This window comes from Nostoc sp. PCC 7107 (assembly GCF_000316625.1).
Taxonomy (GTDB): Bacteria; Cyanobacteriota; Cyanobacteriia; order Cyanobacteriales; family Nostocaceae; genus Nostoc_B.
Genome location: NC_019676.1, coordinates 1,429,022 through 1,448,661 on the forward strand (window position 1 = coordinate 1,429,022; position 19,640 = coordinate 1,448,661).

Sequence of the window (19,640 nt, forward strand, 5' to 3'; positions counted from 1 at the left end):
CCTGACACCCAAAGCTCAGTCACATAATTGATTTAAGTTTTACAAGCGTGCTATTCTACCTCTACACCTAATCTTCACAGATAATCTTGGTGGGTAAGTTCTACATTAATTAAAGGGATAGATGACATTCCCTTGCGGCGAAGCACCTACCCCCTGATAGCTGCCCAGATGACTAAACCTGGAACCCTATAATTTGGTATCTTATTCACCCAGTATCAACGGAGAGATGTTGATTGTCACTGGGATAGATACGGATATAGAAGATATTTATGAAAACATTGTAAAGATGTTGAGAAATGACGCTAAATTGTGCATTTGCAGGAAAATTATCAGTGATTATCCTGATTACATCCTCACAGCATAAGTAATTAAACACCCAAGTATTGAACCTTTGCCAAAGCTCTCTATAGTGAAGTGGCAATAATTGAACTAAATTTAACTGAACAAGTATAACTGCAACTAGTTACAGTACGCGATCGTCATAGCGAATTACTCAATTACAATCCGGCGAATAAAATGCCAACATTAGCTACTGATAACGGATTTATTTTAAGTGAAACTCGCATCACTACTGCTTATCTTAATCATTAGTCGCCTGGGCAACAATTAGCAGAAACCTTAAGCGTGATTCAAAGTGTGGGAATTGGTGTGGTGACATTAGGAATTGTGTTGCTAAGTGTAGAGAGGCATAGTTAGTTATAAAGTCTGAATTTCTTAAGTAAATATGATTAATTGGTATAAGATATGCCTACTAACGCTATCCTGTTTGATTTAGATGGGACACTGACAGACCCTAAGCCGGGAATTACTCGCTGTATTCAGTATGCGCTGTCTGAACTCGGTCACAAACCACCAGAAGCTGATGAATTGAATTGGTGTATTGGCCCGCCAATTAAAGACAGTTTTTCTCAGTTGCTGAAGACTTCAGATGAGGCAATGCTGGCACAAGCCATCTCACTATATCGCAGTCGTTTTTCTACGATTGGCTTATTTGAAAATACTCTTTATCCCCAAGTTTTAGAAACTCTCACAGCTATTCGTTGTGCTGGTTATCAAACCTTTGTGGCAACTTCTAAACCTTATATTTACGCGATGCGGATTATTGAATATTTTGGTTTATCGCTGCTGTTCGATGGTGTTTATGGTAGTGAACTTGATGGAGTGCGGAGTGTCAAAGCTGATTTAATTCATTATATTTTAGTGACAGAAAATCTTTTACCTGCGAATGCGGTGATGGTAGGCGATCGCAAACACGACATAATTGGAGCCAAGCACCATCAGATTACTACAATTGGTGTGACCTATGGCTATGGCACTGAGCAAGAGTTACAAACCCACGGTGCAGATTTTATTGCCCATTCTCCAGATGAGATTGCCAAATTTCTGATATGGCAATCCTAAATAAGTTGTGCAATTTCTCGTTTAAATAATTTGGGCTTTTATGGATTCAGAAGTAATGGAAAAATTTTATATAAAAAAATTATTTTTTCTTAACTTTTTGAAGTTAACTACTTGGCAAGATGCAAAATTTAATATTCAAAAAGCTTTTAAACGCACACTAGCTCATGTATACTTTAAATCATCTATAAGTTTACATAGAGTTTTAATTTAAAATAAGTATGTTAGCAGTTTTTTTTTGCATATTAAGGTTGAAAAAATTACAAGCAAATTACCAATAATTTTTCAACAAAATCAGGCAAAAGCTCTATCTCAAGTCAAAATATTAACAGCTATCAACATCATTTTAGGATTATATTTAATACCTGCAAAAGTCCAAGCCCAAAACATAACTCCCGCCAACGATAGTACAGGCACAACTGTTAACTCCCAAGGTGACATCAGTGGTGGTAAGCTCAGTAGCGACAAATCCAACCTATTCCACAGCTTCAGCAAATTTGAACTAGATGCTAACCAAACAGCCAACTTTTTATCGCAACCATCAATTCAAAACATCTTAGGTAGAGTCACAGGTGGTGAAGCATCGATAATTAACGGCATCATTCGTGTTAGTGGTGGAAATTCCAACTTATATTTAATCAACCCCGCAGGTATTATCTTTGGTGCTAATGCCCATTTAAATGTGCCAGCATCATTCACAGCTACCACAGCTAATCGTCTGGGTTTTGGTAATAATAACTGGTTAAATGCTGTGGGCAGCAACAACTACAGCCAACTTATTGGTACACCCAATAGTTTCGCTTTTGATGCTAGTGTTACTAGTGCCATTTTCAATCAAGGTAATTTAGCTGTACCAAATGGTAATAATTTAAGTTTATTTGGCGGCGCAGTCGTGAGTACAGGAACTTTGTCAGCGCCTGGCGGTAATGTCACAATTGCGGCAGTACCTGGCAGTAATTTACTCAAATTGAGTATGGCAGGGAATCCTTTGAGTTTAGAAATTCAACCGCTGAATTCCACTAATAATCTAGCATCAAATTCGTTACCAGCATTGTTAACTGGTGGTGATGTTGGGAATGCTTCTGGCTTACAAATTGCAAATGGTGAGGTGAAGTTAACTGGTTCTGGTTTGACTATTAGCAATGGTGATGTTGTTAGTACAGCTAACATTGTTGCTCAAAATGTCACTATTCAGGCAGCAGCTAATATCACAACTCAAGATATCATCACTAATGATAAATCTACTGGTTTGGCAGGTACAGTTAATTTAACAGCAGGTGATAATATCACAACTAATAATATTGATGCTTCAGCTTTTAGTCGTTTTGAAACTGCTATGGCAGGTGCCGTTAATTTAACAGCAGGCGGTAATATTACAACTAATAATATTGACACTTCAGCAGCTTTAATTTTAGGGACGGCTAGTGCAGGTGCAGTCAATTTAATAGCTGATGGTAACATTACTGTGGGCAGCATCAATACAAGTGCGATTAGTATTGATGTTGAGCAAATTGAATTGCTCAATGCAAATTCTCCAAATCAAGCTGGTATTTTGTTGCCCAATACACCCCCATTCGCTCAAGGTGGTAATGTTAATCTTTTAGCCAATGGAACAGTTAGGGTAGTAGGAGAAATTATTGATAATGGTCAGCTTACCGGAAATTCAATTTTGACCAGCGCATTTACTCAACCTGGGGCTGTCAAGATTCAACATGACGGCGGTGTGAATAACGTTCCATTTATTGTGGGTGATGCTAACTTGAATGGTACAAAAGCAGCTATTAATGTCAGTCAGGTTAGTCTTTTTAATGAAAATCCAACTATTGAAAATATCATCCTAGATAGCAACAATTCCCAAATTGCACCCACATCACCAATTCACATTTTTCCTGTCCTTCCACTAGGCGGACGATCAGAAAGTACTCCTAGCTTAATTTCTATTAATTCTGTTAACACACCACCTATTATATTAGATAATTATAGTGTAATTAATACGCGCCAAAATCGACCTATTACATTTACTTTTGGTTCATTAAATATCAATACTAATGATGTTAATAATGATGTCAGCCAAATAATTTTTGATGGTATATTATCTGGCTCTGTATCATTTCAAGATGGAACACCAGTTACATCAGGAACAGTGTTGAGTGCAAATACTGTTTTAGTTTATACTCCCCAACGAGGTTCTGTTGGTAAAATCCCAGCTTTTAATATTAAAGCGAGTGATGGTGTTTCTGAATCTGCACCGCAATCAATCAATATTAATATTACGCGACAACCCATAATTATTACCCCACCTAATCCTGACACAGATAATCCCTCACCTAATCCCGAAACAAATAATTCTCCTCCCGTAGAAACGAATAATTCTTTCCATTCCGGAACAAATAATCTGCTAAATATTGACTTAACTAATAATGTAGTTAATTCTGAGACAGAAGAAAAGAAAATGGCTAGTATTCCAATTGTGGAAAAAGATCAGTCTTTGCTAGATGTAGATATAGATAAAGAGATAGCTAAAATTGATGCCAGATTTACTAACCAGTTTGCTCAATATTTAGGTACAGCTACACCGCCAATTAAAGGCATTAAAGAAGCTAGTGAGATTTTAGTAAATATTGAAAATTCTACAGGGGTGAAACCTGCTTTAATTTATGTTTCTTTTATACCTAAAACACTCAAACGGAATGTTTTACCGGAACAAAAACTCACACCTCAAGCCGATGATATTTTAGAGTTATTAGTGGTTACAGGTAAGGGTGAGCCGATTCGGAAAGTAGTTAATGTGACGCGATCGCAAGTCTTAGCTATAAGTAAACAGTTTACCAACAATGTTACCCAAGCAACTTTGTTAAACAGCTATATTACTCCTGCCACAAAATTATACAACTGGTTAATTGCACCCCTGAAGTATAACCTGCAAGCACGGCAAATTAATAATCTAGTTTTTATTGTAGATGCGGGTTTGCGAACTATGCCCATAGCCGCCCTTTATGATGGTAAACAGTATCTAATCGAAAACTATAGTGTTGGCTTAATGCCAAGTCTGAGCCTGACAGATACTCAATATATTGATATTAAAAAATCTGAAGTTTTAGGGATGGGCGCATCGCAATTTATGAATCAAGACCCATTACCATCTGTACCTTCAGAATTAACTACTATTACTCAAAAGCTTTGGCCTGGTAGAGCTTTCTTAAACGAGGCCTTCACTTTAACAAATCTCAAAGCCCAGCGACAGCAAAAAGCCTTCGGGATTGTTCACCTTGCTACTCACGGAGAATTTAACTCAGGTGCGCCAAATAACTCTTATATTCAATTGTGGGATACGCAACTGAGAATGGATCAAATCCGTCAACTCGGCTGGAATAACCCACCTGTAGAACTAGTTGTGCTGAGTGCTTGTCGTACAGCCTTGGGTAACGAAGATGCAGAATTAGGTTTTGCAGGCTTTGCAGTGCAAGCTGGTACAAAGTCTGCATTGGCGAGTTTATGGTATGTTTCCGATGAAGGTACTCTCGGATTAATGACTCAATTTTATGAAAAGTTGAAACAAGCGCCTATCAAAGCCGAAGCTCTGCGACGAGCGCAAGTCGCCATGCTCAAAGGCCAAGTGCGGATAGAAATGGGTAGACTGAGAACTGCGCGTGGTGATGTAGCATTACCACCAGTTCTACTAGAACTTGGTGATAGAAAGTTAACTCATCCCTATTTTTGGGCAGCTTTTACCATGATTGGTAATCCTTGGTAATAAAATTAGAAAACGTCTATTGGATAATCATTTTGGCTACGTTAGCCATAACTTGACTTAAGGGATGTTCTGGATGACGTAAACAAAACAAATCGCTACTGGCCAGTTGAATCAATTCTTCGGAAAGTGGTAAAACACCAGCTACAGGTGCGTTATATGTTTTTTCTACCTGTTGCTTGAGTGCATCAAAATCTAGGGCTGGAAGTGCTTTATTAATTAATAACAACATTTTTGGGACTTCTAATTTGCGGGCTACTTCCACTGTGACAGCAGTACCTTGAAAATCTTGGCGATCGGGGCGGAGAATCAGAACTAAAATGTCAGAAATAGCAATTGAAAGTAAGGTTTCTTCATTGAGTCCTGGATGGGTATCAATGAATAGATAATCTAATTTTAAAGCAACCAATAGTTTTTGAAAGCCTTCATTGAGTAAATTAAAATCAAATCCTTCTCGCAGAATTTTAGTAATATCTCTAGCTTTAATACTCGAAGGGATGAGATAAATACGTCCTTTGGCTCCTGTTGTTTGACTTAAAATTGAGCTAACATCGTAGGCAGATTCTTCAATATTACAGCGTCCCCAAAGATAATCATTAAGGGAATATTTGATTTTCTGATCATCAAAACCAAACAGAACATGAATACCTGGAGATTGGATATCTGTATCAACAATCCCAACCCGATAACCAGAACGTGCAACTATTCCTGCTAGGTTAGCGGTGGAATTTGATTTACCTGTACCGCCGCGAAATGAGTGGATAGATACAATTTTTGACATGATAAAAATGATTTTGGTAAGCGAACCATAGAGACGCAGAGATTACAGAGTAATATTTTTAGAATTTATCCCATATCTTTGAATTCAGCTTACTTTTTTGTTTAGAAGTAAATAGAGGTCGATAGTAAACTGATTCACCATCATTTAACTCTTGAATAAATCTTTGGTTAACTAAAGTTTGAAGATGCTGTTTTACCAGTTCTTCAGAAATATTTAGATAAGTTACTACTTCTGATACAGTAGCTGTTTGCTGGCGAGTTATCCAATTAATCAGTTGTCGCTGTTCATCAGGTAAATCTAGGATATTTAACTGACTGTTTTGATGTGATGATTCGGCAGGTTCTTGATGATTCATGATGATTATTTATTTTCTTTCAATTTTTTGCTACGACGCTGTAAATCTGCTAGGTATTCTAATTCGTCTGGTTCTTCAATTGTCGTTGGTGTTGTGGTTATTTCTAAGTTATTATTTTGGTTTTGAGGAAGTACAGTTTCTTGGGAATTAAGTTGGTTGCGTTTGTCGCGCACTTGCTGTAGATAATCTATTTCTATAGGTTCAGTATTGGCAGGTTGAGTAATGATTGTATCAGGTAAAAAATTATTTGTTTCTAAGTTATTAACAACAGGGATAGTTGTGATTGGCAAGTTTTCTAATTCATCCCGACCCCGCAAATCTTTAGCCTTTTGCTGTAATTCTAAGAAGTAGTTACTTTCGGTAATGGCAGCGACTTCTTGATTTTTTTTGTCTTCGTCAATATCAATATTAATTTTGAGAAAGCCTTTAACTGTTTTCACAATTGTAGCGGCATATCTATCTATTAAAATAACAGCAACAGCACTACCGAAAAGGCTTAAAACTGGTGGTACTAAAGGTATCCAACCAGCATGGATAAATATTATATAGTTGGTTCCTAATAATATAGCGATCGCTACTCCTCCACCCAAGATTAACAGCCAGGGTTTACGAATCCGCCAAGCTAAAAATCCGCCGACTAATGACCAAGCAAATACCCATAAGCCTTCTTGTAATTCATTCCAGTACCAAAATAAAGGTCGTTTATTCAAAACAGCACTTAATATCTGACTAGCATTTTGGGCGTGAACTACTACCCCTGGCATTTTTTGGCTATCCGCTGACCCTGCACTATAAGGCGTATAAAAAGTATCTTTGACAATTTGGGCAGTGTAGCCAATCATCACAATTTTGTCTTTAATCAACGCTGGGTCAACTTTATTTGCTAGAACATCGCTGAGGGATACTTGCTTGACAGCGTTTTTTCCAGAACGATAGTTAAGTAGTATTTGGTAGTCTGATGTATCAATTTTGTGGTATCCACCCGATTTTGGCGTTAAGCGTTTGAGAACAGTAGAGTTAAACTGTAATTCCCCAGATTTTGTCAGTTCTGGTTCAATTCCTTGGGCAGCTAAGTAACGCACCACCATTTGAAAACTCAGAGATGGTAATTGGTTTTCAGGATCGGCGATATTGCAGATATGTTCGCTAGGTTTTGGCAGTTTGGAAGCTTTAGGAATGGAAATGATCATCCCTTGACGGACTGTACCCCCAGCATCTACGGGAAAATCCGCGACTCCAACTCTGTCTTCGGGAATTCCTGGTGCTGCGGCGATACCAGGAGAATCGGCTTTACTCACGACGCAGACAGCGGCAATATTTTCGTTTGCTGATAATATTTGCATTAAGTCTGTACGACCTGTGGCTGTACCTTGCTTCACATCCCGCAAAATATCAATCCCAATGACGCGCGGTTCGTGTTCTGCGAGTTTTGTTAATAACTGCGCCATTGTGCCGTCTTCAATGGGATATTCTTTGCGGGTTTGGATATCTGTATCATCGACACCAACGATTAAAAAGCGATTGTCTATCCCTTCATCTGGACGCGATCGCATTAACCAATCAAATGCAGCTAACTCCATTCCCTGCAAACTACCCAATTCGCGCAATCCTAAAATCAATCCGGCGATCGCTACACTGGTGACAACTACTGTCCCGCCAATGCTTAACACTGTTTGACGGAAATTGCGGTGTTGGGAATCTTGACCAAGCATTGGTGTTACCTCTTGATTGATTAGCTAAAGTGTAAATGTTAAAAAATAGCTCATTTCCCCAAAAAAATTTGGCTGTAATGATTTTTTTTGTAAAAAATATTTAGTTAATGTGCGTCCAAATTACCTGTTTTTCTTCATGCTGTCATTGGTTATTTAATATTTCTATATGAAATTGATGTATAGACTGCGATTCTTGACTTCTTTAATCAGTCAGGAATCTCGTTATCTAGAAGTGCTATAGTGATTTCACTGAGGTTATATTAATCCTAAATTCACTAAATTTAGGCAGAGAGATTCACAAAATGAAACTTTAAATACTATGAAATAGTCATTAATATAGACATACATATTGTAAAAAATATGCTCAAAAAAAACTTACTATTAATTACACTCGGTTTAACTCTCATTCCAGATTTGTTCCTAGGTGGAATCCCCAGCATCGCAGCACCTATTAATAATGTTGCTCAACTAAGCATTCCGCGTTCCACACCCAGACTATTTCCGCGTCGCCGTTCTCTATTAAGATTTAAAGTGCCAGGAATTCGTGGTTCTCGCAATCTAGAAGCAGGTGCAGCACGGGGAAAATGCAGTCCACAAGATATTAGTGGTGTTTTACCACCCAAACCTCCCAAGAGTGCAGCTAATCAAGTGCCTGTAGAATTAACAGTTAGCGATCGCCCGGCATTTTTTGTGAATGTTCCCCAAACCTCAGCCCAGCAAGCCGAATTTTTACTCAGGGATGAAGCTGGAGAAGAATTACTCGACAAAACTTTACCCTTAACAGCCAGCACCGGAATTATGAGCTATAGCTTACCAGGGGATTTTGCAGGATTAGAAGTGGGGAAGAAATATCAATGGCGCTTTTCTCTATTGTGTGATGCTACCAGTGGCGATCGCAGCGGTGATCCTATTGCTAGTGGCTGGATTGAACGAGTAGAACTACCGACATCTTTAGCAGACAAGTTACAACAAGCAACACCTAAACAGCGTTTACTCATCTATGCAGAAAATGGTTACTGGCATGACACCTTAAAAGCACTGGCTGATTTACGTGCTGCCTATCCCAATGATTTAACTGTAGTGCGTGATTGGGATGATATTTTGCGATCGGTAGGATTAGACACAATGTCTAAGCAGCCTTTAATTCCTCTCAATCCCACTACAGCTTCTAGTCAATAAAAACACTTCTATTTATCCCAACTCATTCACAGCAAATATTAATCTCAGATCCCCGACTTGTTGAAGCAGTCAGGGATCTTTTTGTTAGCCGCCTGACGGTCTCTGGAGGAATCATCAATAATCTCAAAATTAAAAACTATGTATATAGATTTCACCAGACAACATCGCATAACACACCTCATAGCAACAAATATAGCAGATACATTCATTTCCTAAAAACTTTTTTAACCCCTAATAAAATTAGGATGCTGATTGAACAATTAGCTTCATCAAAGCATCTTTAACTAGAACTTATTCACGCATATTTGATTAATTTAAATTTTAAATTAATCAATACATAACCTTTTGTTAATACTCACTGCGTAAATTTTCTTATATTCATTATTGATAGCTTTTTGAGCAGTCTTAACTTGGCATTAACTAGTAATAGTTGGCTGTTAAGAATGAGGGAAACTCAAAAAATCTGCAAGATTTACTTAAATCCATACCCGATAATCCTTAACATAATACGGAGACACAAGAGTGAAAGGACGCTTTCATCCCAAGAACGATGTCACGCTAAACCCATCACGTAACGAATCAATTCGTGACGTAATTGATCGTGTTAGCATGAGTCGTCGGAAGTTCATCATGACAGCAGCTGGCGCATCAGCGTTAACAGTGTTAGGTGAAGTTTCTATCGGTGGTTTTCTCCAAACTGTTGAGGCTGCACCAATTCCCAGAGGAACAGGATTTGGTGGCATTGGCTTCAAGAGTGTTCCGCCAAACCTACTCAACCCAGCTACAGAACGTTTGCAAAAAGATTTGGTAACTGTTCCTGAAGGTTACACAGCTAGAGTCTTGATTGCTTGGGGAGACCCAATCATGCCTGGCGCACCCACTTGGTTAGCAGATGCTTCTCAAGATGCAGCGGCTCAGTCAATGCAGTTTGGGATGCACGCTGATGGGATGCACTACTTCCCTCTATCACCAGGGAATGTTGTTGCTCGGACAGTTAGTTCCCAAGCCAGATCATTAAGAAGCTTCTTAAATCAGCCCATCAATAACGGCTTGTTGTGTGTCAACCACGAGTATACCCACGAAGAAATTTTGCATGGTTCAGAAGGTCTGAATCCCATCTCAATTGCAAAAGTGCGGAAGTCTCAAGCTTCTCATGGTGTGTCTGTTGTTGAAATTTTCAAAAACGGCAATACTTGGACTTACAATCGCAATTCTCGCTTTGGTCGCCGGATTACTGGCAACACTGAGATGCGAGTTTCTGGGCCGGCAGCGGGTAGTGCGTTGTTAAAATCCAAGAAGTTTGACATCACCCCAACTGGCTCAATTGAAATTGGCACCAATGACGGTTACACCGCTTACGGTACGCTCAACAACTGCGCCAACGGTTACACACCTTGGGGTACTTATTTGACCTGTGAAGAAAACTGGAACGGTTACTTTGGCCACCAGGATGAGCCTCTAGCTTCAATTCCTGGAATTGATAGCGCGGATATTGCGAATGGACAAAGACGGTATGGCGTTACACGCAACGGATTTGGCTATCGTTGGCATGAACTTGATCCACGCTTCAATAACCGGACAAATCCCCTCGAAACTCATTTATTTGGCTGGGTAGTTGAGATTGATCCTTACGATACTAATCCTGCAACCAACAAACCTGTGAAGCGGACTGCTCTTGGCCGATTCAAGCACGAAAGCGCTCAAGTTGTTGTTGATGACAATAACCGGGTTGCTTTTTACATGGGTGATGATGAACGTAACGAGTATATCTACAAGTTTGTTTGCGCCCAACCTTTAACTCCTGGCAATCCTGCTGCTAACCGCGATTTGATGGATACCGGTGTTCTTTACGTTGCTAAATTCAATGATAATGGCACTGGTGTATGGCTACCTCTGGTTTATGGTCAAAATGGTCTGACACCTGAGAACGGTTTCAATAGCCAAGCTGAAGTTTTGGTTAAGACACGTCAGGCGGCGGATAGACTTGGTGCAACTTCTATGGATAGACCAGAGTGGACAACTGTACGTCCTCGAATTGGTGGATTTAGAGAGATTGAAGTCTACTGCACATTGACCAATAATAGCCGTCGTGGTACACAACCACCTTCTTCCAATAGTCCAGATGGCACAACAGCGGCAGACGGCGCTCGTCCTCCTGTAAATGCTGCTAACCCTCGTCCTAGTAACCTTTACGGTCACATTATTCGCTGGCGTGAAGATGGACAGAGAGTTACAGCCACTACTTTTAGATGGGATATTTTCTTTGAAGCTGGTGACAGTACTAGACCTGAAGCAAATCTTCAAGGCAACATTAATGGTGATGACCTCAGTTCACCGGATGGTTTGTGGTTTGATGATTTCGGTCGTTTATGGGTTCAAACTGACCACGCTGGCGATGGTGTGGGTAATTTGGTGAATATCGGTAGTAACACCATGTCTTGTGCTGACCCCAACACTAGACAGGTTCGACGCTTCCTGACCAGTCCTCAAGATTGTGAAGTAACTGGTATTCACTCTACACCTGATGGTAGAGCGATGTTTATCAATATCCAACACCCAGGTGAAGGTTCACCCGCGACCAATCCCACACTGACTAGCAACTGGCCTTACACTCAAGGCTATGGCCCATCTGGTCGCCCACGTTCATCAACAGTAGTGATTACCCGCAATGACGGTGGCGTTATTGGTGGTTTGTAATCTCAAATTTTGATTTTTCTAGTTCGTATAGAGAGGTTGCACTGCAACTTCTTTATATTTTTTTTATCCAACAAAAAAAGACAGGTATCAAACCTGTCATGCTTGCAATCTTTTTTAAGATTGGTTCTATTTGGCGACTATGGCTTTTTTCTTACGCTTCATCCATATTCCTAAAGTAGCAGCGATCACAGTTCCACCAACAGTCAATGGTTCGGGTACTTTAGCATAAGTTACTGAACCTACTTCTGTCGTAAATACTGATTGATTAACCAAGTAAAATCTGTTTCCTCCTACATCTGGAGTGTTCAGATCACCACCAATAATAAACTGATCTCTCACAAAATAGCTAAGTCCCAAAAGCTGACCATTATTGAAGCTGGCTATAGGAAATAAATCAAAGGATTCATCATCTACTTCTGTATAGTTAGTACCCAAGTAGTTGAATGCCACTCTTAATCCGTTCTCAACGCCGATTGTTTCTAGTCCTAAACCAGTTAAAAAATCATCATCATATTGAAAGTTACCAACGTACTGACCAGGATTACTTCCAGATGTGGCATCTACAGTGAAATCGTATTTAATTAAAGCAGCTTGTGTTGGGTTAGCACCAATAGTAGTAATAGAAATAGTAGCGGCAATAGCAGCAATGCCTAAGTTTCTGGTTGATTTCATCAGACCAATCTCCAAATATCAAAAGTAAATATTGTGGCAATATCACTTAAATAAACTTTGAAGTATTCTCTGAAGGTTAAGAAAAATAGAATAAAAGGTTAAGTAGTTTCGCTCAAGAGAAATTTATACATCACAAATCAAGAAAACCGCAAATTCTTGGAGGTGCTAAATTTATTAATCCAGTGTTTTCAGGGTATGAATTTAGCCGACATATTTGGCAAACTAAAACAATTGAGCAATTGTCTACAGCAAGTTCATCCTGTACTTTGCTCTCGTGATTCCATTAGTTTGTGCAAAATTTCTGACAAAAACTATGAAAAAAATATTTTTACTGACACCAATTACGATAATGTCCTTTCTTTGTCTGTCCAGTCCTTCCTTTGCTTCTGTTTACATCAAATACTCAAATCATGACGATCAAAAGCATGAAATGACAGTTCAGATGGACGGCTCAACCAAAAAAGTAACATTTAATAGTAGAACATCAGGGGCAGCAACAATTCAAGGTAGTGGCAAGGATGCGGTCATTGAAACTTCATGCGGAAAAGTCGAAGTGAAAGACGATGCCAAAATTGAAATCAAAAACGGCTGTGTCAAAGTCTTGTAATAGCGTTTAAGATTTAATGCTCAACTTTTGGAGATTTTTTCTACTAATGGTAGTTGATAATTATCTTCTTGAGCATTTATTTCGTTAGAGTTTACCTCTGAGGTTTTCTCGTCTTCAGAGGTAACTTTCATATCTTCCCCATTTTCGCTGATGAGTGGCAAAATAATTTTGACAGTTGTGCCTTGATTAAGACCAGCACTTTCTAGGGAAATGCTACCACCCATCAGTTCAATTAAGTTGCGAGAAATTGCCAATCCCAATCCTGTACCATCGAACTTACGTGTAGAAGCACCATCTATTCGGACAAAGGGGCGAAATAATTTGTGTTGTTGAGTAGGTTCAATCCCTAAACCTGTGTCGGTTACAGAAACAATGACTTGAGAATTACTATTGTATTGTTCAATGGTAGCGGCGATCGCAATACTGCCTTCATCGGTAAACTTAGTGGCATTACCAATAATATTAATTAATACTTGCCGCAGTTTAGCTGCATCTGCCTTGACTGGAATCGGCTCATCACCCAAGGTTATTTTCAACTGTAAACCTTTTTGCTGCACAGTTACCGATTGGATGTTAATTACCTCTAACAAAGTTTGTCGCAAATCCATTGGTACGGAAACAACTGAGAGTTTACCCGCTTCAATTTTAGAAATATCCAGTAAATCGTTAATAATGCCTAGTAAATGGATGGCGGTTTCGTCAGCGCGTTTGAGAAACTCTAGTTCCTCTTCGCGGTTATCGCACATATCTTCTCTCACTAGCCGCACACAATTAATAATGATATTCAGGGGGTTACGTAACTCATGAGAAGTTGTAGCCAAAAACTGACTTTTAATTTGGTTGGCAGTTTTGGCTTCTTTCCAAGCAATTTCTAGTTCTTCCGCCCAAGCTTTGAGCCTTTCAAACATTTGATCTATTGCTTGTGCTAGTTGGTTAAACTCCCGAATTTTAAAGTTTTGCGGGACTGCTTGGGCTGCATGATGACTGTGAATATTCAGCACATAATCTCGCAATTCTTCTACAGGGGCTGCCAAGTAAGGAGCCAAATATAGCGATGCCAACAAAGTTGCACCAATTAAACCAACTGTCAAGACAATTAAGATTAATTTAATTTCCTCTAAACCAAATAGTGCATTATCCACACTAGTCACAGCTAAAATAATCCATTGTTGTGGCTGTTGAGCGATGGGATTGCTAATCACACTGTAACCAGCGACTAATTCTTTACCTTCTTGAAACGATAAGTTGACAGAATTACTTTGCCCTGTGATGGCATTTTTAATAATGCTTTGTAATTGCTTGGCATCAGGGTAATCTTGAATATTACTGCTGATCCTTTCTGGAATTGGGTGTGCGAGGATTGTGCCATCGTCAGCAATTACCAATGTGGAACCAGCCAATGAACCTGGATGATTTTTGGTGTGCTTGAATAGTGACGACTGCATACTGAAAACATACTTGAATTGCCCATTTTGACTGTACACAGGGGCAGATAGTACTATTTGCAGTTGATTTTCGGGATCTCTTTGGCCAGTTGTACCTGCCTTGGGTGGTAATATTGCCTGGATTTCCAGATTTTCAGCCAAAAAAGGCAACTTCGGTTCTCTAATTACTTTGTCACCACAACTACTAGCAATGATGTCGCCGTTTTGCAGATTGCTTAATTGCACACACTCAATGTAGGTTGGTAGTTCTTTGACTACCTGATTGATAAAGTCTTGGACTTCAGCCTCTGAACCCGATCGCAGTATAGATGTTTGACTAGTAACTAGTACACTGGTTTTGAGAGCAGCGATCGCATTAACTATCTTTTCACCTTTGAGAACTGCACTTTCTGTAAGATTTTGACGGGCAGTGTTCAGTAGGCTAGAACGGGCTTTATTCAAAGCTACAATTTCCCCCAGTAGTAACACTGGGACAAACAGCAGCAAAATTCTTGTTACTAAAATACGTCTAAATGACGATTGACGGGAATTAGCCATCGGGTGTCTCACTTCATATCTGCAAACCACAACAGCAAACAATATGCAATTAGATTAGCTAAATGAGACATTCTGTGACGTTGGGAGAGTTTTGTTAACAACCCCTAACAGTATCAAACATTGAAGGCATAAAAAGAAATGTGTTATACCAAAACTCTTATGGGCGAGATGTAATTGCGACTTATGTTGCATAAAAATCAAGTGATGAAATTGGTAAACAGTAGCTTGCTAGGCAGAGATTTTTTACAATCAACACACTAGCAAGAAAAATACTTTAGACTATCAAACCAACCCAATGGCGCAACATCGTCCTCATACCACAGTAGTTTTGGCAATGAGTGCAGATGGCAAAATAGCAGATTTTAGGCGATCGCCTGCTCGATTTGGCTCCGGGGCTGATCAATCACACCTAGAAAAACAAATCGCTGCCTCTGATGCCGTTCTATTTGGTGCTGGCACTCTCCGTGCTTACGGTACGACACTTACCGTATCACATCCAACACTGCTGCAACATCGAATCAAAGAGGGTAAGACCCCTCAACCGGTTCATATAGTCATTACACAATCTGCGGATTTTAATCCGGAAATCAAGTTTTTTAAACAGCCTATCCCACGTTGGTTATTGACAACAACAGCGGGAGCAACTGCTTGGCAAGGACGCTCAGAATTTGAACAGATTTTAGTTTTTGAAACCTCAACAGGAACACTTGACACTACAGCTGCGTTGCAATATCTGGCATATCTACATATAACACGCCTAGTAGTCTTAGGTGGTGGTCAATTAGTAGCTTCTATGGTTCACTCAGATTTAATAGACGAATTATGGTTGACTATTTGCCCATTGATTTTAGGTGGTATTACAGCACCAACACCAGTAGAAGGACAGGGATTTCTAGCTAATTTGGCTCCTCGGCTCAAACTTCTGGAAGTTGAACAAGTTGAGCAAGAAGTCTTTTTACACTATCAGGTGCAACGACATTAAACTAAATAAAGTAAAAAGTAAAAAGGCAAAAGTCAAAAGCTTGTTTTACTCTTTAACTTGCAAGTCCTAATCTTCTACAAAGATGGTGGAACAACTGAAGCCGCGCTATTCTGTTGCTTGGATTAACAAAATTGCTGAAGTACCCCAAAACGCCTGGGATGCTCTAGCACTGCCTTTGAAGACTCCATTTTTAGAGTGGCAATGGTTAAAAAATCTAGAAACTTCTCACAGTGCGACAGATAAAACTGGCTGGTTGCCCAATCACTTAACCCTGTGGCGAGACAGAACCTTAATTGCTGCTGCACCTTTTTATTTAAAAGGACATAGTTACGGTGAATTTGTCTTTGATCATCAATGGGCAGAATTAAGCGATCGCATCGGTGTCCAATATTATCCAAAACTCTTGGGTATGGCTCCCTTTACCCCCGCGGAAGGTTATCGCTTCTTAATTGCACCGGGAGAAGATGAAGATGAAATCACTGCTATGATGGTGCATGAAATTGATGCTTTCTGCACTAAACATAAAATTTCTGGCTGTCACTTTCTCTATGTCGATCCTGAATGGCGGCCTGTTTTAGAACGCAACGGGTTTAGTTCTTGGTTACACCACAGCTACATCTGGGAAAATCTTGGATTTAATACTTTTGATGACTACTTAACAGTGTTCAACGCCAATCAGCGCCGGAATATTAAACGGGAACGCAAAGCTGTAGAGAAGGCGGGTTTACGACTACAACCACTGACTGGTGATGAAATTCCTAAATCTTTGTTTCCGTTGATGTACCAATTCTATGCTGATACTTGTGATAAGTTCGGCTGGTGGGGGAGTAAGTATTTAACAAAGCAATTTTTTGAACAGCTACACGCAGATTATCGCCATCGGGTAGTATTTTTCGCCGCTTACAGCGAACAGGATGATCGCCATCCTGTGGGTATGTCTTTTTGCCTTTATAAAGACGATAGATTATATGGGCGCTATTGGGGGAGTTTTCAAGAAATCGATTGCCTACATTTTGATGCTTGCTATTACGCACCAATTGAGTGGGCGATCGCTCATAATATCCAATTATTCGATCCTGGTGCGGGTGGAAGGCACAAAAAACGGCGCGGATTTCCGGCTGCACCCAATTACAGCCTGCATCGCTTTTACAATCACCGTTTAGCGCAAATTTTACTTCCTTATATTAGAGAAGTGAATCAACTAGAACAGCAGGAAATCGAGCAAATTAATGCGGAAATGCCATTTAGAGACTATTTATAAAGTAAATCTTTAGACGACAAGACGACGCAACATAATCCGAGTCATAACAGCATATATAGCAGCTTCACTCATTTCGGGTAGGCGCTCATAATCTTTGCTGAGACGATGATATTGGTTAAACCACCCAAATGTTCTTTCGACTACCCAACGTTTCGGTAAAACCTGAAATTCTGACTCGGTACGCCGTATGACTTCAACATGAGCTTGGATCATCAACCAAACACAAAGAGCAAACTTATCACCGTCATAACCGGAATCAACCCATAAAACTTCAACTTTCTCAAGTAATTCAGGACGCTCCTCTAACAATTCCATCAAAGCATAGGCAGCAAGCACTCGCTCTGGGGCATTTGCTTCACTTACAACCACTTTCAACAATAATCCCAGGCTATCAACCAAAGTCTGTCGCTTTCGCCCTTTTACCTTTTTACCGCCATCAAAACCGTACACATCCCCCTTTTTTGGTCAGTTTTAACTGACTGACTGTCTGCGGCGAGGGCGCTGGGTTGTGTTGATTTACCTAATTTTAAGCGAACCTGACCGCGTAATGAATGGTTTAATTTTTCCCATACCCCTTTGCGCTGCCATTTGCGGTAGTAGTTGTATACAGTTGAGCTGGGCGGGAAGTCTCCCGGAAGCATATTCCATTGGCATCCTGTCTTCAGGTGATAGTAGATAGCGTTGCATACCTCCCGCATATCAGTTGTGCGCGGGTGTCCTCCTTCTTTCGCTGGTGGAATCAAGGGGGCTAGGATTTCCCACTCCATATCTGTTAAGTCTGTGGGGTAAGACTTTCGCGCCATACCTAACTATGTAAATACACTACGTTTAATGTATCTTATCGTTGTCATAACTCTTTTCTTTTCGCTTTTAGATTTACTTTATAAATAGCCTCTTAGCCAAAAAAAGGATGAAGGATGAAGTCTGAAGGCTGAAATTGATGCTTCAGACTTCACTTTTTTTAATTAGTTGATTGTTCTAAAGATACAGGTACATCACTGGAATTACTTGGTGTTGTGCCTGGAGTCGCTGGAGTGGGTTGTTCTGGTGTGGCTACATTCTCAGTCGGTGCCGGTTTTTTGCCAGCTTGACGTTGCTGTTGTTCTTGTAGTTTCAGTTGAGCAATTTGCTGTGTAATTTGCTGCATTAATTGTTCAACTTTGGCAGTTTGTTCGGTGTTACCTTGTGTGCGGTAGTTATTCAGCGCATTTTTCAAGGCTGCATTCGCTTTTTTGAGTTCACCTTGATTGTATAAAGTGATGCCCAAGTTATGGTATGCGGCAGCATCTTTAGAGTTTTGGCGAATTGCTTGCCTATAAACAGTAATTGCTTCGGTAGCCTGACCTTGAACTACCAGCAAACCAGCCATGTTATTGTAAGCAACAATATTTTTGGGATCTAGCTGAATAACTTGACGATAAGCGGCGATCGCTTCTTCTAATTTTCCTTGCTCTTGGAGAGCGATCGCCAGATTAAAATGTGTACTCACATTACCACTATCCAGATTAGCTGCTTGCTGATATGCGGCGATCGCTTCTTGCGGTTGCCCTAGTTCTTGCAGCACTACACCCAAGTTATACTGGGCGGCGGCCATTTTCGGTTCGATGACTAAAGCTTGGCGATAAGCTGTAACAGCGGCTTCTTTCTGCCCTTGTCGTTGTAATACTAATCCTAAGTTGTAATAAACCTCACTCTGATTCGGGTTTATTCTAATCGCTTCGCTATATTCTTGGACTGCTACATCTAGGCGATTTTGTCTTAACAGAATATTCCCCAAGTAATTTCGCGCCATCCCAATATTGGGATCATGTTCTAACGCTTGACGAAAGGCAGATTCTGCACCGTCTAAGTCTTTGCGGTTATATAGTGTCACTCCTTTTTGGTAAAAAATCGCTGCATCCAAATCTTGAGAGATGACATTCTCCGCCAATAACCTGCTTCCTGGTAAATCTATTACGGATGGCGCAGCTAACACCAAAAACACCGAGGCCGCTGAGATAATTGTTAAATGTGAATTCCGCCAATTGATAACTTGATGAAACGCTATCTTAGAAAAGCCGCAATACCACTGACGAATTTGATGCTGTTTATACATAAATGGCACCCTGCCTTTGTAGTGAGATCCTATAAGTCAGAGTACCCACTACAGCCAGAAAAATTAAAAATGCCGCTGCAAAAAGATACAGAGGAAAAGAGGGTTTATGCAAAGGTGTAAAGGTTGCTTGTATACACCCAGTCCCCACAGATAACCTTTGTGTGTATG

The 19,640-nt window shown here is 40.0% G+C and carries 15 protein-coding genes; 8 read left to right on the forward strand and 7 right to left on the reverse strand.

Annotation, left to right across the window (positions count from 1 at the left end; all coding sequences use genetic code 11):
• Nucleotides 1-516 precede the first annotated feature (516 nt).
• The 3 genes from NOS7107_RS29815 (at nt 517) to NOS7107_RS27640 (ending at nt 5,152) form a co-directional block, all read left to right on the forward strand.
• Nucleotides 517-591, forward strand: coding sequence for a hypothetical protein (locus NOS7107_RS29815; protein WP_367580456.1), 75 nt, complete (start codon nt 517-519; stop codon nt 589-591).
• Nucleotides 592-744: 153 nt separating this feature from the next.
• A complete protein-coding gene (locus tag NOS7107_RS06145; protein ID WP_015112116.1) occupies nt 745-1,401 on the forward strand; it encodes an HAD family hydrolase in 657 nt (218 codons plus the stop codon).
• A 235-nt stretch (nt 1,402-1,636) separates the two neighbouring features.
• Nucleotides 1,637-5,152, forward strand: coding sequence for a CHAT domain-containing protein (locus NOS7107_RS27640; protein ID WP_015112118.1), 3,516 nt, complete (start codon nt 1,637-1,639; stop codon nt 5,150-5,152).
• Between the two features lie 16 nt (nt 5,153-5,168).
• Here NOS7107_RS27640 and NOS7107_RS06155 read toward each other — a convergent pair whose 3' ends face one another.
• From NOS7107_RS06155 to NOS7107_RS06165, 3 genes are read right to left on the reverse strand one after another with little or no spacing between them, the layout of a single operon-like run.
• A complete protein-coding gene (locus NOS7107_RS06155) occupies nt 5,169-5,930 on the reverse strand; it encodes a MinD/ParA family protein (RefSeq protein WP_015112119.1) in 762 nt (253 codons plus the stop codon).
• A 58-nt stretch (nt 5,931-5,988) separates the two neighbouring features.
• Entirely contained in the window at nt 5,989-6,285 is a 297-nt protein-coding gene (locus NOS7107_RS06160) for a winged helix-turn-helix domain-containing protein (RefSeq protein WP_015112120.1), read from the reverse strand.
• A 5-nt stretch (nt 6,286-6,290) separates the two neighbouring features.
• Complete coding sequence (locus tag NOS7107_RS06165; RefSeq protein ID WP_015112121.1) at nt 6,291-7,997, reverse strand: CHASE2 domain-containing protein; 1,707 nt, start codon at nt 7,995-7,997, stop codon at nt 6,291-6,293.
• Nucleotides 7,998-8,357: 360 nt separating this feature from the next.
• Between NOS7107_RS06165 and NOS7107_RS27160 the strand changes: the two genes are divergently transcribed.
• Together NOS7107_RS27160 and NOS7107_RS06175 are read left to right on the forward strand one after the other, a co-directional pair.
• The gene (locus NOS7107_RS27160; protein ID WP_015112122.1) at nt 8,358-9,176 is read left to right on the forward strand and encodes a DUF928 domain-containing protein; all 819 of its coding nucleotides are present in this window, start codon (nt 8,358-8,360) and stop codon (nt 9,174-9,176) included.
• A 522-nt stretch (nt 9,177-9,698) separates the two neighbouring features.
• The gene (locus tag NOS7107_RS06175; protein ID WP_015112123.1) at nt 9,699-11,873 is read left to right on the forward strand and encodes a PhoX family phosphatase; all 2,175 of its coding nucleotides are present in this window, start codon (nt 9,699-9,701) and stop codon (nt 11,871-11,873) included.
• A 126-nt stretch (nt 11,874-11,999) separates the two neighbouring features.
• On the opposite strand, the gene NOS7107_RS06180 is transcribed toward NOS7107_RS06175, so the two are convergent.
• Complete coding sequence (locus NOS7107_RS06180) at nt 12,000-12,545, reverse strand: PEP-CTERM sorting domain-containing protein (RefSeq protein WP_015112124.1); 546 nt, start codon at nt 12,543-12,545, stop codon at nt 12,000-12,002.
• Between the two features lie 313 nt (nt 12,546-12,858).
• Between NOS7107_RS06180 and NOS7107_RS06185 the strand changes: the two genes are divergently transcribed.
• The gene (locus tag NOS7107_RS06185) at nt 12,859-13,152 is read left to right on the forward strand and encodes a hypothetical protein (protein WP_044499742.1); all 294 of its coding nucleotides are present in this window, start codon (nt 12,859-12,861) and stop codon (nt 13,150-13,152) included.
• 20 nt (nt 13,153-13,172) lie between these two features.
• Here the strand turns inward: NOS7107_RS06185 and NOS7107_RS06190 are convergent, their stop codons facing one another.
• Entirely contained in the window at nt 13,173-15,134 is a 1,962-nt protein-coding gene (locus NOS7107_RS06190) for a hybrid sensor histidine kinase/response regulator (protein ID WP_015112126.1), read from the reverse strand.
• Between the two features lie 295 nt (nt 15,135-15,429).
• Here NOS7107_RS06190 and NOS7107_RS06195 point away from each other — a divergent pair, with 295 nt between their 5' ends.
• Together NOS7107_RS06195 and NOS7107_RS06200 are read left to right on the forward strand one after the other, a co-directional pair.
• Nucleotides 15,430-16,116, forward strand: coding sequence for a RibD family protein (locus NOS7107_RS06195; RefSeq protein WP_015112127.1), 687 nt, complete (start codon nt 15,430-15,432; stop codon nt 16,114-16,116).
• An 82-nt stretch (nt 16,117-16,198) separates the two neighbouring features.
• Entirely contained in the window at nt 16,199-17,377 is a 1,179-nt protein-coding gene (locus tag NOS7107_RS06200) for a GNAT family N-acetyltransferase (RefSeq protein WP_015112128.1), read from the forward strand.
• 9 nt (nt 17,378-17,386) lie between these two features.
• On the opposite strand, the gene NOS7107_RS27645 is transcribed toward NOS7107_RS06200, so the two are convergent.
• Together NOS7107_RS27645 and NOS7107_RS06215 are read right to left on the reverse strand one after the other, a co-directional pair.
• Nucleotides 17,387-18,180, reverse strand: a protein-coding gene (locus tag NOS7107_RS27645; RefSeq protein WP_085999800.1) for an IS5 family transposase whose coding sequence is annotated in 2 segments (ribosomal slippage) — nt 17,387-17,841 and nt 17,841-18,180 — 795 coding nt in all. Because the reading frame shifts where the segments join, the coding sequence is not laid out codon by codon here.
• A 158-nt stretch (nt 18,181-18,338) separates the two neighbouring features.
• Nucleotides 18,339-19,472 carry a tetratricopeptide repeat protein gene (locus NOS7107_RS06215; protein WP_015112129.1) on the reverse strand — a complete coding sequence of 378 codons (1,134 nt, stop codon included), beginning with the start codon at nt 19,470-19,472 and terminating at the stop codon, nt 18,339-18,341.
• Nucleotides 19,473-19,640: the final 168 nt, after the last annotated feature.

Bases quoted from the DNA above. Each gene is read 5' to 3' on its own strand.
- NOS7107_RS06155 (WP_015112119.1), bottom strand. From the start codon at position 5,930: ATGTCAAAAATTGTATCTATCCACTCATTTCGCGGCGGTACAGGTAAA.
- NOS7107_RS27160 (WP_015112122.1), top strand. From the start codon at position 8,358: ATGCTCAAAAAAAACTTACTATTAATTACACTCGGTTTAACTCTCATT.
- NOS7107_RS06180 (WP_015112124.1), bottom strand. From the start codon at position 12,545: ATGAAATCAACCAGAAACTTAGGCATTGCTGCTATTGCCGCTACTATT.
- NOS7107_RS06185 (WP_044499742.1), top strand. From the start codon at position 12,859: ATGAAAAAAATATTTTTACTGACACCAATTACGATAATGTCCTTTCTT.
- NOS7107_RS06200 (WP_015112128.1), top strand. From the start codon at position 16,199: ATGGTGGAACAACTGAAGCCGCGCTATTCTGTTGCTTGGATTAACAAA.
- NOS7107_RS06145 (WP_015112116.1), top strand. From the start codon at position 745: ATGCCTACTAACGCTATCCTGTTTGATTTAGATGGGACACTGACAGAC.
- NOS7107_RS06215 (WP_015112129.1), bottom strand. From the start codon at position 19,472: ATGTATAAACAGCATCAAATTCGTCAGTGGTATTGCGGCTTTTCTAAG.
- NOS7107_RS06165 (WP_015112121.1), bottom strand. From the start codon at position 7,997: ATGCTTGGTCAAGATTCCCAACACCGCAATTTCCGTCAAACAGTGTTA.
- NOS7107_RS06195 (WP_015112127.1), top strand. From the start codon at position 15,430: ATGGCGCAACATCGTCCTCATACCACAGTAGTTTTGGCAATGAGTGCA.
- NOS7107_RS06160 (WP_015112120.1), bottom strand. From the start codon at position 6,285: ATGAATCATCAAGAACCTGCCGAATCATCACATCAAAACAGTCAGTTA.
- NOS7107_RS06190 (WP_015112126.1), bottom strand. From the start codon at position 15,134: ATGGCTAATTCCCGTCAATCGTCATTTAGACGTATTTTAGTAACAAGA.